This is a genomic window from Streptomyces olivaceoviridis (assembly GCF_014650115.1).
Lineage (GTDB): Bacteria > Actinomycetota > Actinomycetes > Streptomycetales > Streptomycetaceae > Streptomyces > Streptomyces olivaceoviridis.
In genome coordinates this window covers 171238-185503 of record NZ_BMUI01000010.1, presented here as the reverse complement: position 1 = coordinate 185503, position 14266 = coordinate 171238, and the positions used below count along the sequence as shown (strand labels likewise).

Sequence of the window (14266 nt, the reverse complement as noted above, 5' to 3'; positions counted from 1 at the left end):
GTCCTGTGGGGCCGCCCTGCGTCACGGCCGGTGCGGCGCGGAGAGGGGGACCGGGGTCTTGCCGCCGTCCCAGTCGACGTTCTCCATCCGCAGGTCCGGGTGGGCGGTGTCGATGGCCCAGCGCTGCGCGGTCCCTGCGGCGCGGGTCTTGACCACGAGGGCGCCGGAGCCGTCGGTGGCGGCCGGGGTGAGGGCCAGCTCCTGGTCGGAGCGCGGCACCAGGGCGCCCTGGAGGGTGAACTCGTAGTGGAGGTCGCGGGCGGCCTCGCCGGTTGCCGTGCAGGGGGCGAGACGCACGGAGTAGCCGAGGCGGGAGTCCAGGCACAGCCCTGGGGCGGCGCCGCTGCGCAGCAGTCCGTCGGTCTCGTACGTCCACTGCTGGGTCGGGGCGGCGGAGCAGTCGGCGAGTGCCGTCTCGGCGCCCCGGACGGCCTTGTCGCGGACGACTCCGACGCACAGGCCGGAGGCGAGGTTGCGCAGCCGGCCCCGCAGGGTGCCGTGGCCCGAGGCGTTCCGGTCGGCCCAGGAGGGACCCGGGGAGGCGCCGCCGCCCGGCGTACGGGAGGGCGCCCCGGCGGCGCCGGACGCCGGCACGTCGTCGGAGCCGAGCGCCGACCACAGCGCCAGGGGCAGGACGACCAGACCGCTGACGGTGAGGACGGCCAGCGCGAGGTTGCGGCGCCGGGCCCGGCGGGCGGCGCGCTGGGCGGAGCGGCGGGAGGCGGGTCCGGGCCCGGCACCTTCCGCGCCCGGGGCGATGACGGGGTTCGCACGCGTGCGGCGCCGGGCGCTCCGCGCACCCGACAGGGCGGATCCGGCACGCCCGATGCCGTCGGCGACGACCGAGGAGGCCACGCCTCGACGCCGGACGAAGAACACACCACGCCCGACAGTACGACGTGCACCCCTCACACCCGACCCACCGGGTACAGCGCGCCCGATGCCGTCGGCCTCGACGGAGGAGGCTCCCCCTCCGCGCCGCACGAAGAACACACCACGCCCGACAGTACGACGTACACCCCTCACACCCGACCCACCGGGTACAGCGCGCCCGATGCCGTCGGCCGCGACGGAGGAGGCTCCCCCTCCGCGCCGCAGACGCGACGCACCGCGCCCCGCCGGCCGGCGGGCGCCCCCCACATCCGACACCCCGGAGTCGACGTCGTCCGTGCCCTCGGCAACGGTGGACCGTGCTCCCCCGGACGACGGGCCGCGGCGGGCCGATCGACCGGGGGCGGGTCCTTCGCCGGGTAGGGCGGGTTCCGCGGGGGCGAACTCTTCCCCGGCCCGGAGGCCCGCGGGCGCGACGGCGGCGGCTGCCGGTGCCGGTGGCGGCGGCTGCTGCGTGTCCGCCGCCCGGGACTCCAGGTAGCCGCAGGCGCCCCAGCCGAGGACCGCCTCGGCGAGTGCGAGGGCCAGGCCGGCGTTGAAGCGGGCGAGTTGGTCGGCGGTCCGGGCGCAGTGGGAGCAGCCGGCCAGGTGCTGACGCAGGTCGGGGTCGATGTCGGTGCCGCCGCGCCGGAAGGTCACGTCGAGCATGCGCAGATAGCGCCGGCAGTCGTCCTCGGGGGCGAGTTCGCGGTGCGCCTGGAGGCATTCCTCACGCAGCCGCTCGCGGGCCCGGCGGAGTTCGACGCGGGCGTCCTCCTCGTCCAGGCCGAGCAGCGCGGCGGGCACGGCCAGCGGTTCGGCCTCGACCTCGGTGTGCCACAGCAGGGCGCGGGAGGTCTCGGGCACCCGCTGGAACGCTCGGGACAGCACCCTCCGGCCGGGCGGTGGCAGCAGCCGCGACGAGGCCCGCTCGCCGGTGCCGTCCCCGGAACGCAGGGCCGGGTGGAGGAGTTCCCGGCGGCCGTCGGTGTCCCACTCGGCCGCGATCCGGCGGACGGCGACCAGGACATGGGGCCGCCAGGCCGCGGTCGGGCCGGATTGCCGGAGGGACGCGCCGAAGAGCCGGGTGAAGGCGGCGGTGGTGAGCATGCCGGCGGCGGGCGGTCCGTCGGTGCACAGCCGGGCGTAGGCGAAGGCCGCCGCCCAGTGCCGGTCGAGGAGTTCGCCGACGGGACGCAGGGTGGGCGATGCTCCCGTCCACTTCTTCAGTTCGGCGCTCAGCTGCTCGTCCGACAGGCCTGCGTCGGTCACGGCCGCATTCCTCCAGAGGCATTACCGAAATAAGTCCATACCAAGCGGTACGGCGATGTCGTGGCAGCTCCAACGTCCACCTGAGGCGGCACTTTTACACAGCCGGAGACACCGGAACAAGCGATCTCCCGATTCTCGGGATTTCCCGCCCGGATTCTCTCTGTTGACATTTCGTCAAGGGCCGCCATTTCCTCCCCTTACCGCCGTTCGCCCACCCGATAGGCGCCGGCCGCGGGAGTCGGCGAGCAGGCGGGGGTCCGTGCGGCACGGAGTCCGTACCGCACGGACCGCACCGACCGGTCAGTGGCCGCTGATCTCGTGCGGCGCGTACGGCCGCTCCAGTTCCTCGATCTCCTTCTCGCTGAGCTTCAGTTCGACGGCGGCCACCGCGTCCTCGATGTGCTGCGGCTTGGCGGCGCCGACGATCGGCGCCGCCACGGTGTCCTGGTGCAGCAGCCAGGCGAGGGCCACCTGGGCGCGCGGCACGCCCCGCTCGCCGGCGATCCGGGTGACGGCCTCGACGATCGCGTGGTCGCTCTCCAGGTAGAGCCGGCTGCCGAAGGCGTCGTTCGCGCTGCGCTCGGTCACCGCGCCCCAGTCACGGGTGAGCCGGCCACGGGCGAGCGGGCTCCACGGCAGCACGCCGACGCCCTGGTCCGCGCACAGGGGCAGCATCTCCCGCTCCTCCTCGCGGTAGAGCAGGTTGTAGTGGTTCTGCATCGACACGAACTTGGTCCAGCCGTGCCGCTCGGCGGTGTACTGCGCCTTGGAGAACTCCCACGCGTACATCGAACTGGCCCCGATGTAGCGGACCTTGCCCGCCTTCACCAGGTCGTGCAGCGCCTCCATCGTCTCCTCGACGGGGGTCTCGTGGTCGTAGCGGTGGATCTGGTAGAGGTCGACGTAGTCGGTGCCGAGGCGGCGCAGGCTGTGGTCGATCTCGCTCATGATGGCCTTGCGGGACAGCCCGGCCCCGTTGGGACCCGGCCGCATCCGGCCGTGCACCTTGGTGGCGAGCACGATCTCGTCGCGGTGGGCGAAGTCCCGCAGCGCCTTCCCGACGATCTCCTCGCTGGTGCCGTCGGAGTAGACGTTCGCGGTGTCGAAGAAGTTGACGCCCGCCTCCAGCGCCTGCCGGATCAGCGGGCGGGACGCCTCCTCGTCCAGGGTCCACTCGTGCGTGCCGCGGTCCGGCAGTCCGTAGGTCATGCAGCCCAGACAGATCCGCGAGACGTCCAGACCCGTGGAACCGAGCTTCACGTACTGCATCGTTGCTGCTCCTGCCTTCGGGACGATGGTCATGGCCGAGCCTACGACGTGCGGCGGGGCCGACTTGACGTCCGGAGCGCACGGACGATCTGATCCTGACACGTACCGCGCCGCCCGGCGTGGGCAGGACGGAGCGGACGTGCCCCTGACACGTGTTCACCGCGCCACGGGTGCGCGCACGGCCCTGGGCGCCCTGGCAGCGGCCCTGGTCGTCGCGGTGACGGCGCTGTCCGGCTGCGCCTCCGGCGAGCGGGCGGAGGACGGCGGGCCCCCGCGCGCCGCGCTGCGGCTGCCCCCTCGGCACGCCGGGTTCGACTACCAGATCGGCGGTGCCTATCCCCCGCCCGCGGGCGTGCGGATCGTCAGCCGCGACCGCTCGGACTCCCCCGCGCCGGGCCTGTACAACATCTGCTACGTCAACGCCTTCCAGGCCCAGCCCGGCGAGCGCTCCTCCTGGCCGGCCGACCTGCTGCTGCGCGACGCGCGGGGCCGGGTCGTCGTCGACGAGGACTGGGACGAGCCGCTGCTCGACATCGGCACCCCCGCCAAACGGGACCGGGTGGCGCGGCGGGTGAACCGCTGGATCGACGGCTGCGCGGACAAGGGCTTCGACGCCGTCGAGCCCGACAACTACGACAGCTACACCCGCTCCCACCGGCTGCTCACCGCGTCCGACGCGACGGCGTTCATGCGTCTGCTGTCCCGGCACGCGCACGCCCGGGGGCTGGCCGTCGGGCAGAAGAACACCGCGGAGCTGGCCGGGCGGCGCGAGCGGGCCGGGCTGGACTTCGCGGTGACGGAGGAGTGCGGGCAGTACGACGAGTGCGAGGTGTACGCGAAGGCGTTCGACGACCGGGTGGTGGACATCGAGTACACCGACGCCGGCCTGCGCGCGGCCCGCGCCCGCTGGGGGAACCGGCTGAGCATCGTCCGCCGGGACCGGGACGTGTCCACGCCGGGCAGCGCCGGGTACGTCCGCAAGGTGCGCTGGGAATCGTCCGGCGGTACGGCGGTCCGGGCGCCGTACCGCCGGACGGTCGTCAGCCGGTGCTGTCCCGTACGGTGATCGCGCTGACCGGGCAGGCGCGGGCCGCCGCACGGACCATGGGGTCGCCCGCGCCGTCCTCGTGTCCGGGCACGAGCGTGCTGTAGCCGTCGTCGTCCTGGGTGAAGACGCCCGGCGCGGCCAGCGCGCACTGCCCGGCGCCGATACAGACGTCCTTGTCGATGTCGATGTGCATGAGTAGAGCCTCTTACCAGGTCACGGGGAGTTCCAGCATCCCCTGGACCGTGTCGCCGGGTTTGAAGGGAATGTCCTCGGCCGGCACGGCCAGCCGCAGCTCCGGCAGCCGGGTGAACAGGCTGCCGAGGGCGATCTCCAGTTCCGCGCGGGCCAGGTTCTGGCCCAGGCACTGGTGGATGCCGAAACCGAAGGCGACGTGGTGGCGGTCGGGGCGGTGGAAGTCCAGGGCGTCGGGGTCGTCGTACACGGACGTGTCACGGTTGATCACGGAGGTCCCGAAGAGCACGCCGTCGCCGGCCCGGATCGTGGTGCCGGCGATCTCGATGTCCTCCAGCGCCACCCGCTGGAGCCCCTCCGCGATGGACAGCATCCGCATCAGCTCCTCCACGACGGCGGGCAGCAGCGCGGGGTCGGCGCGCAGCTCGGCCAGCCGGCCGGGGTGCCGGAGCAGGGTGTAGGTGCCGAGGGAGATCATGTTGGCGGTGGTCTCATGGCCGGCGACCAGCAGGATGATGGCCAGCGACACGGCGTCGTCGCGGTCCAGCTCCCCCGTGCGCAGCCGGTCGTGGACCAGCTCGTCGAGGATCCCGTCGCCGGGCTCGGTCTCCTCCGCCTTGGCGTCGATCAGTCCGCCGAGGTAGTCCTCCAGCCGTTTGCGGGCCTCCACCGTGTCGGCGGCGGTCGGGCCGCGCAGCAGCCGGCGGGACTGCTCCTCGAAGAACTCGTGGTCGGCGTACGGCACGCCGAGCAGGCCGCAGATCACCATCGACGGCACGGGCAGCGCGAAGGCGGAGACCAGCTCGGCGGGCGGCCCCTGGGCGATCATCGTGTCCAGCAGTTCGTCCACGATCCGCTGGATCCAGGGGCGCAGCGCCGCCGCGCGTTTGACGGTGAACGACGGGATCAGCATCCGCCGCTGCCGGTGGTGCTCCGGGTCGTCCAGCCCGAGCAGGGCCACCTTGCGGTCGCGGCCCGCCGCGAACCGGGGCGTGGGCATGGGGAAGCCGGGGCGGCGGCGCTCGGTGGACAGGCGGGGGTCGGCGAGCAGGGCGCGGGCGGCGGAGTACCCGGTGACCAGCCAGACCTCGCGGCCGTCGTAGAGGGTGACCCGGGACAGGGGGCGCCCGTCGCGCAGCGGGCCGTAGCCGGTGGGCGGGTGGTAGGGGCAGGTGCGGTTCTGGGGGAAGGCGACGGGGTCGGGCGGGGCAGCCGGGGTGGAGATGTCCGTCAGTTCCGTCATGGAAAGACCTCGCAGACGAAGAAGTGCGTCGAGCCGATCATCATTAGATGCCCCAGGCACCTATAGGTCGACGCCAAGTTCGGCCACTTAGGTGACCGTCGTCATCTGGCCGAAGTACCCGGGGTCCGACGGACGGAAACCGGCCACGGCCGCGCGCGGGGCCGCGCCCGGTCACGGCGTCCGGGCGCCCTGCTCGCCGGGGGCGAAGGCACGGGCGACGGCGAGGCTGTCCTCGTACACGTGGTGCCGTACGACCAGGCCGTCCCGGACGGTGAGGTGCAGGGCGAACCGGGCGGCGTAGGCGCGGCCCGTCGGGACGGCGGTCTGCCGGATGACGCCGAGCACGACCGCGTCCTCGCCGTCGGCCAGGACGCGCTCGATGGTGGTGCCGGCCTGCTCCGGGACGTGGTGGGCGGCCAGCTCCCGGTAGTGGGCGGCGGCGTCGGCGCGGGTGGCGCGGTGCCGGATCCACGGTGTGTCGGCGCGGCCGTGTTCCTCCTCGGGCCAGTCCAGCCGCCAGTCGCAGTCCTCCGCGTACAGCTCGGCGATCCGCTCCGGATCGCCCTGGCCGATCCTGCGGAGGAGTTCCCGGACGGCGGCGCGGGTCGCGTCGGTGCGGTCGGCGGACATGGGTGGTTCCCTCCCCGGGTGGGCAGTGATCGGGACACGGATCACTGTGCCGCGCGCGGCGCGGCGGCGCGATGACCCTGGAGGTAATCACCGTGGCCGGACGGCGATCACCCCATCGGCGCCATCGGCGCGCGGTACGGATGATTCGCGGCGTCACCGGCGTTGTCGCGGTGGCAGTCAGCCGTTTGGACCGACGAAGGGAACGGGATCCCATGCCTCTTGAGGGCGAGTACGAACCCAGTCCGACGCAGTGGGTGCGCGAGCAGGTCGAGTTGTACGAGAGCTCGGGCGGGACGAAGGGCACGACGCTGCTCGACACCGGGCTGCCGGTGATCGTACTGACCACCCGGGGTGCGAAGAGCGGGAAGATCCGCAAGACGCCGTTGATGCGGGTGGAGCACGAGGGCCGGTACGCGGCGGTCGCCTCCCTCGGCGGTGCGCCCAAGCATCCGGTCTGGTACTTCAACGTGAAGTCCGACCCGCGTGTCGAGCTCCAGGACGGCCCCGTGAAGCGGGACATGCGGGCCCGCGAGGTCACCGGGGCGGAGAAGGCCGAGTGGTGGGAGCGGGCGGTGGCCGCGTACCCGGCGTACGCCGACTACCAGACGAAGACGTCCCGGGAGATCCCGGTCTTCGTGCTGGAGCCGCTCGACCAGCGCTGATTCAGGCCGGGGGCCGCCCCATTCCAGAAAAATCCGTTCCGGGGAGGTGTGAGCCGGTCCCCGGACGGGCACTCGTGGGTCAGGCCCCGCCGCGTTCCCCCGTCGCGGCGGGGCTTTTCCGTGCCTCGCCCGCCGGCCGGTCGGTCACATCGAGGAAGATCTGGTCGGCCTCGGGGAACGTCCGGGCGAGGGACCGCTTGATGCGTACGGCGACCTCCTCGACGCGTTCGCTGTCCAGGCCCGGCACCAGGTCCACGCGGGCGGCGACCAGCGTGGAGTCCAGGCCCATCTTCATCGTGAACAGCGCCTCCACACTGTCGATCTCCGGCTGCGCCCGCAGCAGCGCGCGGATCCTGCCGGTCTGCTCCGGGTCGGCGGCCTCCCCGATCAGCTGGGCGCGGGCGTCGCGGCCGAGCCGGAAGGCGACGTAGACGAGGAGCACGCCGATCGCCAGCGAGGCGGACGCCTCCCAGACGACCTGTCCGGTCACCATGTGCAGGGCCATTCCGACCAGGGCGAGGGTCACGCCGAGCACCGCCGTGCCGTCCTCGGCGACCACCGTACGCAGCGCCGGGTCGCGCAGCGCGCCGAGGCCGCCGCCCTGCCGGCGCACCTGGTGCAGGGCCCGCAGCAGTGAGACGCCCTCGGCGATGAGGGCCACGCCCAGCACGATCAGGCCCGCCACATAGCCGCTGAACTTCTCCTCGGTGTGGCTGCCGAGGGCCTCGACGCCCTGGAAGAAGGAGAAGCAGCCACCCATGACGAAGATGCCCACGGCGGCGAGCAGGGACCAGAAGAAGCGCTCCTTGCCGTAGCCGAAGGGGTGCCGGGCGTCGGCGGGGCGGCGGCTGCGGCGCAGGGCGGCCAACAGGAAGACCTCGTTGAGGCTGTCGGCGACCGAGTGCGCGGCCTCCGACAGCAGCGCGGGCGATCCCGCGAGGACGCCGCCGACCGCCTTGGCGACGGCGATCACCAGATTGGCGGCGAGCGCCACGAGGACGGTGATCTTGGTGTGCCGGTCGCCGTCGGCACCGGCACGCCCGCCGGGGTCTCCGTCGGTGTGGTCGCGTGCGGTGTCCGGTGCGCCGTCCTGGGCGTGTGCCGACGGCGCTTCCGGGCGCGGCGCATGCGGCGGTGGCGCTGTCCGGTCCGCGGCGCGCACCGGCTCCGGTGCGCCGTCCGGGGCGTGTGCCCGCGCCGACGCACCATCCGAAGTCTGCGCCCGTGCCGGTGCGCCGTCCGCGGCCTGTGCCGGGCGTGTTCCGTTGTCCTCGGCCGTGCGTGCGGCCGGCTCCCGTTCCGAGGGTGTCCCGCTCATCTCTCGCCGGTTGCCCCCGACCGGGCCGCTCACACCGTGCCGGCCGGGTGGAACGGGGAACGCGGTGGTCAGGACCACCCGTGCGGCGAGGAGGAGACATGAGCGGCGACGGCAACCGCGCCTACGGACACCGGACCTTCAGCAGGTCCAGGAGCCACTTCCAGGACCGGATCACCGCGGACGGCCGGGACGGCTGGCCGGTCGAGGCGGGCCGCTACCGGCTGGTGATCTCCCGCGCCTGCCCGTGGGCGAGCCGCGCGGTGATCTCGCGCCGGCTGCTGGGGCTGGAGGACGCGCTCTCGATGGCGATCGCCGATCCGGTCCAGGACGACCGCAGCTGGCGGTTCACCCTGGACCCGGACGGCCGTGACCCGGTGCTCGGCATCCGGTTCCTCAGCGAGGCCTACGACAAGCGCGAGACCGGCTACCCGGGCGGGGTGAGCGTGCCCGCGCTCGTGGACGTCCCCAGCGGCCGGCTGGTCACCAACGACTACCAGCGGATCACCCTGGACCTGGCCACCGAGTGGACTGCCCTGCACCGCGCCGGCGCGCCGGACCTCTATCCGGCCGGCCGGCGCGACGAGATCGACGAGGTGATGGCCGAGGTCTACGAGGACGTGAACAACGGGGTGTACCGGGCCGGGTTCGCCACGCACCAGAAGGAGTACGAGGAGGCGTGCACGGCCGTGTTCCGGCGGCTGGAACTGCTCGGTGAGCGGCTGTCCGGGCAGCGGTATCTGGTCGGTGACACCCTCACGGAAGCGGACATCCGGCTGTTCACCACGCTGGTCCGGTTCGACGCGGTCTACCACGGCCACTTCAAGTGCAACCGCTGGAAGCTGGCGGAGCACCCGGTGCTGTGGGCGTACGCCCGGGATCTGTTCCAGACTCCGGGGTTCGGTGACACGGTGGACTTCGACCACATCAAGCGGCACTACTACCAGGTGCACACCGGTATCAACCCGACCGGCATCGTGCCGATCGGCCCGGACCTCGGCGGCTGGCTGAGCCCGCACGGCCGCGCGGAGCTGGGCGGCCGGCCGTTCGGTGACGGTACGGCGCCGGGTCCGGTGGCCCCGGGCGAACGAGTGGCCGCGCGGGGACGGCCCGCATGAGGGCCGATTGACGAGGAAGTAGTCACACATGGCCAAGAACAAGAAGAAGAAGCTCCCTCTCGTCTACCAGCCGGTCGGATTCGTGCTCAGCTGGGCGGGCGGCGCGCTGGCCGGTATGGCCTTCCGCAAGGCGTGGATGGCGATCCGGCACGAGGAGGACGCCCCCGACGCCCTGGACCCGGACCGCGGCTGGGGCGAGATCCTGCTGGCCGCGGCGGTCCAGGGCGCGATCTTCGCGGTGGTGCGCAGCGCCGTGGACCGCACCGGCGCGAAGGCCATCGCCCGGTCGACGGGCGTGTGGCCGGCGACCGACAAGGGCGGCCGGGACTGACCGGACCGACCGCCCCCTGCCCCGGCGCCCCGGCCGACCACCGTCGCGGCGCCGGGGTTCATCCCCGCCCCGGCACCACCGCCGCCACCCCGGCACCCCCGCCGTCCGCCGGCCTCGCCGGGTGCCACGGGCAGCCGCCGCCCGGTCGCCCCCGTTCCCGCACCGCCGTCGACCGGGCCCCCGCGCCGTCGGTCACCCCTGCTTCGGTGCTGTCGGCGGCAGCAGGCGCAGGGTGAAGGAGTGGCCGGCGGGGTCGGCGTAGCCCCGTTCCTCGTACGGGCCCGCCGCGTCCCGCGTCTCGATCGGCCGGCCGCCGAGTCCCACCACGCGTCGCTCGGCCTCGTCCAAGTCCTCGACGAGGAAGTCGAGATGGGCCTGGAGGGAGTTCTCCGGGCGCGGCCAGCTGGGCGGGGTCGCGTTGACATCGCGCCGGAAGGCCAGCCGGACGCCGTCGGCGCCCCTGACCTCCACGAGGTTGGCGGACGCGCTCACCCGCTCTCCGTCCAGCAACTCGCGGTAGAACTCGGCGAGTTTCTCGGGCTCGGCGCAGTCCAGCACGACCACGCCCGCTTTCACCAGTGACATGGGTCCTCCCGGGAAGTGTCCTCTCCCCAGCGGATATCCCCGGCCCCCGGATTCAGTCGGCGGGCAGCCACTGTCCGTCGCGCATCAGCTCCCGCCCGCGCAGCTCGTTCTCCTCGCGCCAGGCCTGGATCCGCTCCGGGAAGACCCTGAAGTACAGGTAGCGGGCGGCCAGTCGGCGCGGGTCGAAGCCGGTCTTCCCGGCGAAGACCTCGGCGTCCTCCTCGGGCAGGTCCTCGGGTGTCACCGCGCGGACGCCGCCGTCGACCAGGACGACGTCCCGGGTGGGGCCGATGCCGAGGCGGGCGCGGCCGGTGGCCACGAGATTGCGGCCGGTGGGGCTGTCCGCCGGGGTGGCGATCAGCAGGCAACTGCCGTCCCACACGAACGACAGCGGTACCAGGTACGGCGCTGCGCCGTCGGGTCCGGCGGTGGCGACCCACGCGTCGACGTCGTGGTCCAGTCGGCGCAGGGTGTCCTTCTTGCGCTGTTCGGCGGTGCGGGCGGGGGGCGGGGTCATGGCGTACGGCCTCCTCTGCGTGATCGTCCCGATCAGTGTGGCCGTGGGCCCCCGGTCCGCGCACGGAGTCGCCCACAGCGTGTCCGGGTGCGCCCGAGCGGATCAACGAGCTGGACGTGCTCGGCGCCCGGTGCCCCTTCCGCGCCCGGAGCGACGAGGAGCCCACGATCCCGTCACCCGGCCCCGAAACCCCCGCCCGCGCCGGTCAGTCGCACCCGACTCCCTCCTTCACCAGCGGCCACGCCTCCACCCCGTGGTCCGTGCGGACGTACGCCGTCGCCTTGTCCGCCGTCAGCCACAGCCGCCGGTCACGGAAGCGGTACCCGGTGTCCCGGGCGGCCGCGGGCATGCGGACCTTCGCGCGGTAGGGCGCCCGGAGCAGTTCGTCCCGGCCCAGCACGCCCTCGGGGTCGCGGGCGTAGGTCCGGTCGTCCAGGGCGAGGAAGTCGGCGGACTGCCAGCCGCAGTGCTCCGGTCCCGACGAGCCGTGCAGCCGGGCCACCGGCACCCTCCGGCCCGCGCGGTCGGTCCAGATCTGCCAGTCCGTGGTGGACGTGAAGCTCTCCGGGAGTTCGGCCGGGTCGCAGGAGGCGTGCGTCTCGGGACCCCAGCCGGGCCGGTCCTGCTGGTCCTTGGCCACGACGACCGCCACCTTGGTGCGGCCGTCCACGTCGTAGGAGTACAGGACCCGGTCCGCCTCCTCGCGTTCCACGCGGTACCCGTGGTCGGGCTCCTCCGGCTGGACCATGTCGAAGTAGAGGGCCAGCCCCTCCTGCGGGGTGTCCCCGCCGTCGGACCTGCTCCACCCGTCGGGTCCGGAGCCCTCGAAGATCTCCCCGTCGCACTCCAGCGCCCGGCCGGCCGCCCCGGAGGCCAGGCGCAGCGCCCGGGGTGTGCTCTCGTCGAGTTCCTTGGTGGGTACGTCGAGCGGTCCGCTGTAGGGGGTCGGCGGCGGGGTGCCCTCCACCACCAGGCCGGGCCCGGGCCCGTCGTCGCACCCGGCCACCGCCCCCACCGTCACGGCCGTCAGTACCGCCGTCGCCACCAGCCCTCTGCGCATTCCCGCCCCTGTTCTCCCGTGCTCCGTGCGGTCCTTCGACGCCGGAGCCGGACGGAACGTTCAGCGGGCCCGCTGGAAGGTCCTCCGGTAGGCCTGCGGGGACACGCCGATCGCCGCGTGCAGGTGCTGGCGCAGCGAGGCGCCGGTGGCGAAGCCCACCTCGGTGGCGATCCGGTCCACCGGCAGGTCGCTGGCCTCCAGCAGGTGCCGGGCGCGGGCCACCCGCTGCTGGATCAGCCAGCGGCCGGGGCTGAGGCCGACCTCGTCGCCGAAGCGGCGGGCGAAGGTGCGCAGGCTCATCCGGGCGTGCCCGGCGAGGTCCGCCAGGGTGAGCGGTTCGTCCAGCCGCTCCAGTGCCCAGGCGCGGGTCGCGGCCGTGCCGGCGGCGCCGCTCTCGGGGACCGGCTGCTCGATGTACTGGGCCTGGCCGCCGTCCCGGAACGGGGGCACGACACAGCGGCGGGCGACGGCGTTCGCCAGTTCGCTGCCGTGGTCGGTGCGGACGATGTGCAGGCAGATGTCGACGCCGGAGGCCGCGCCGGCGGAGGTGAGGATGCGGCCGTCGTCCACGAAGAGGACGTCCGGGTCGAGGTCGACCCGGGGGTAGCGGCGGCGGAACAGGTCGGCCACCTGCCAGTGGGTGGTCGCCCGGCGGCCGTCGAGCAGTCCGGCCTCGGCGAGGACGAAGGCAGCCGTGCAGATGGAGACGATCCGGGCGTCCGGGCGGATCCGGTCGAGTGCGGCGGCGACCTCGACCGGCAGCCCGGTGGGGATGTGGGCGGGCGCCATGGAGGCGACGACCACCGTGTCTGCCGTCTCCAGGATCTCGGGGCCGTGGGCGACACCGACGGTGAAGTCGGCGTTGGTGCGCACCGGGCGGCCGTCGACCGTACAGGTGAACACCTCGTAGTGACCGTCGGCCGCGCCGAAGATGCGGCTGGGGATGCCCAGCTCGAAGGGGTAGACGCCGTCGAGGGCCAGGACGACCACGCGTTCGGGACTCGGTGTGCCACGCATGGCACGATCCTATCGAAGCTTGGCATTCATGCCATTTCCCGGCCGGGCGCGCTTCGGCAGGCTGGGTGACCATGAGCGATGTGAACACGATGCGAGCCATCAGCCAGGACGTTCTCGGCGGTCCCGAGGTCCTGAGGGAAGTGCGGGTCGAGCGGCCGAAGCCGCGTCCGAACGAGGTGCTGGTCCGGGTGCGGGCCGCCGGGGTGAACCCCACCGACTGGAAGCACCGGGCCACCGGCGGGTTCCTGGGCCGGCCCCCGTTCGTGCTCGGCTGGGACGTCTCCGGCGAGGTCGCGGAGACCGGGGTCGGCGTGGCCGCGTTCCGGCCCGGCGACGAGGTCTTCGGCATGCTGCCCTACCCCTTCGGCCACGGCTCGCACGCCGAGTACGTCATCGCCCCGGCCCGGGCCCTGGTGCACAAGCCGGCCTCCCTCGACCACGTGCAGGCGGGCGCGCTGCCGCTGGTGTCCCTGACCGCCTGGCAGGCGCTGACCGAGCACGCGGACGTCGGGCCGGGGCAGCGGGTGCTGATCCACGCGGCGGCCGGCGGGGTCGGCCATGTGGCCGTGCAGATCGCCAAGGCGCGCGGCGCGTACGTGATCGGGACGGCCAGCGCGGGCAAGCACGACTTCCTGCGGGAGACCGGTGTGGACGAGCCGGTCGACTACCGCACGACGGATGTCACGGAGGCGGTGCGGGACGTCGACGTCGTCCTGGACACCCTGGGCGGCGAGACCTCCGTGCGCTCGCTGCGGGTGCTGCGGCCGGGCGGTGTCGTGGTGTCGATCCTGCCGGTGGGCTCCGCGGAGTTCCACGAGGAGGCCGAGCGGCTCGGGGTGCGGGCGGTGCGGATGCTGGTCGACGCCGACCGGGCCGGGATGCGGGCGGTCGCGGAGCTCGCGGAGTCCGGCCGGCTGAAGGCCACGATCGCCGGGACGTTCCCGCTGGCCGACGCGGCGAAGGCACACGAGCTGGGCGACACCGGGCGGACGACGGGCAAGCTGGTGCTGCTGGCGGACTGAGCGCTGCGCGCCGACAAGCCGCAAACTCGAAGACATATGTCAATCGAACATGCTCAAATTCCTTCCATCGAGGGTAACTTGACGATCGGGAAACGACGTCCGGGCGCGGGTGGGA

The 14266-nt window shown here is 73.5% G+C and carries 15 protein-coding genes; 5 read left to right on the top strand and 10 right to left on the bottom strand.

Annotated features, from left to right (window positions below):
- Positions 1 to 21 precede the first annotated feature (21 nt).
- Both IE273_RS20945 and IE273_RS20940 read right to left on the bottom strand, forming a co-directional pair.
- Positions 22 to 2142: an RICIN domain-containing protein gene (locus IE273_RS20945; RefSeq protein ID WP_189816705.1), complete on the bottom strand. Its 2121-nt coding sequence runs from the start codon at positions 2140 to 2142 to the stop codon at positions 22 to 24.
- 300 nt (positions 2143 to 2442) lie between these two features.
- On the bottom strand, positions 2443 to 3411 hold the full coding sequence (locus IE273_RS20940) for an aldo/keto reductase (RefSeq protein WP_189816704.1): 969 nt from the start codon (positions 3409 to 3411) through the stop codon (positions 2443 to 2445).
- A gap of 139 nt (positions 3412 to 3550) precedes the next feature.
- Between IE273_RS20940 and IE273_RS20935 the strand changes: the two genes are divergently transcribed.
- Positions 3551 to 4477, top strand: a complete 927-nt coding sequence (locus tag IE273_RS20935; protein ID WP_229887311.1) for an endo alpha-1,4 polygalactosaminidase — start codon at positions 3551 to 3553, stop codon at positions 4475 to 4477.
- On the opposite strand, the gene IE273_RS20930 is transcribed toward IE273_RS20935, so the two are convergent.
- The 3 genes from IE273_RS20930 to IE273_RS20920 form a co-directional block, all read right to left on the bottom strand.
- Positions 4452 to 4652 (bottom strand): ferredoxin, encoded by a 201-nt coding sequence (locus tag IE273_RS20930; protein ID WP_189816703.1) that lies wholly within the window; start codon positions 4650 to 4652, stop codon positions 4452 to 4454. The two genes, IE273_RS20935 and IE273_RS20930, sit on opposite strands and share 26 nt — an antisense overlap.
- A 12-nt stretch (positions 4653 to 4664) precedes the next feature.
- Complete coding sequence (locus IE273_RS20925; RefSeq protein ID WP_189816702.1) at positions 4665 to 5894, bottom strand: cytochrome P450; 1230 nt, start codon at positions 5892 to 5894, stop codon at positions 4665 to 4667.
- Positions 5895 to 6065: 171 nt separating this feature from the next.
- On the bottom strand, positions 6066 to 6524 hold the full coding sequence (locus IE273_RS20920) for a nuclear transport factor 2 family protein (RefSeq protein WP_189816701.1): 459 nt from the start codon (positions 6522 to 6524) through the stop codon (positions 6066 to 6068).
- A 212-nt stretch (positions 6525 to 6736) separates the two neighbouring features.
- On the opposite strand from IE273_RS20920, the gene IE273_RS20915 reads away from it, so the two are divergent.
- On the top strand, positions 6737 to 7186 hold the full coding sequence (locus IE273_RS20915; protein WP_189816700.1) for a nitroreductase family deazaflavin-dependent oxidoreductase: 450 nt from the start codon (positions 6737 to 6739) through the stop codon (positions 7184 to 7186).
- A 79-nt stretch (positions 7187 to 7265) separates the two neighbouring features.
- Here IE273_RS20915 and IE273_RS20910 read toward each other — a convergent pair whose 3' ends face one another.
- Positions 7266 to 8348 (bottom strand): cation diffusion facilitator family transporter, encoded by a 1083-nt coding sequence (locus IE273_RS20910; protein WP_189816699.1) that lies wholly within the window; start codon positions 8346 to 8348, stop codon positions 7266 to 7268.
- A 254-nt stretch (positions 8349 to 8602) separates the two neighbouring features.
- On the opposite strand from IE273_RS20910, the gene IE273_RS20905 reads away from it, so the two are divergent.
- Both IE273_RS20905 and IE273_RS20900 read left to right on the top strand, forming a co-directional pair.
- A complete protein-coding gene (locus IE273_RS20905; protein ID WP_189816698.1) occupies positions 8603 to 9619 on the top strand; it encodes a glutathione S-transferase family protein in 1017 nt (338 codons plus the stop codon).
- A 28-nt stretch (positions 9620 to 9647) separates the two neighbouring features.
- Complete coding sequence (locus tag IE273_RS20900) at positions 9648 to 9950, top strand: DUF4235 domain-containing protein (RefSeq protein ID WP_014676628.1); 303 nt, start codon at positions 9648 to 9650, stop codon at positions 9948 to 9950.
- 192 nt (positions 9951 to 10142) lie between these two features.
- On the opposite strand, the gene IE273_RS20895 is transcribed toward IE273_RS20900, so the two are convergent.
- The 4 genes from IE273_RS20895 to IE273_RS20880 form a co-directional block, all read right to left on the bottom strand.
- Positions 10143 to 10535, bottom strand: a complete 393-nt coding sequence (locus IE273_RS20895) for a VOC family protein (protein ID WP_189816697.1) — start codon at positions 10533 to 10535, stop codon at positions 10143 to 10145.
- A 52-nt stretch (positions 10536 to 10587) separates the two neighbouring features.
- Positions 10588 to 11052 (bottom strand): pyridoxamine 5'-phosphate oxidase family protein, encoded by a 465-nt coding sequence (locus IE273_RS20890; protein ID WP_189816696.1) that lies wholly within the window; start codon positions 11050 to 11052, stop codon positions 10588 to 10590.
- 205 nt (positions 11053 to 11257) lie between these two features.
- Entirely contained in the window at positions 11258 to 12112 is an 855-nt protein-coding gene (locus IE273_RS20885) for a hypothetical protein (RefSeq protein ID WP_189816695.1), read from the bottom strand.
- Between the two features lie 60 nt (positions 12113 to 12172).
- Positions 12173 to 13129, bottom strand: a complete 957-nt coding sequence (locus IE273_RS20880; RefSeq protein WP_189816694.1) for a GlxA family transcriptional regulator — start codon at positions 13127 to 13129, stop codon at positions 12173 to 12175.
- A 71-nt stretch (positions 13130 to 13200) separates the two neighbouring features.
- Between IE273_RS20880 and IE273_RS20875 the strand changes: the two genes are divergently transcribed.
- Positions 13201 to 14151 carry an NADP-dependent oxidoreductase gene (locus IE273_RS20875; RefSeq protein ID WP_189816693.1) on the top strand — a complete coding sequence of 317 codons (951 nt, stop codon included), beginning with the start codon at positions 13201 to 13203 and terminating at the stop codon, positions 14149 to 14151.
- The last annotated feature ends 115 nt before the right edge of the window (positions 14152 to 14266 follow it).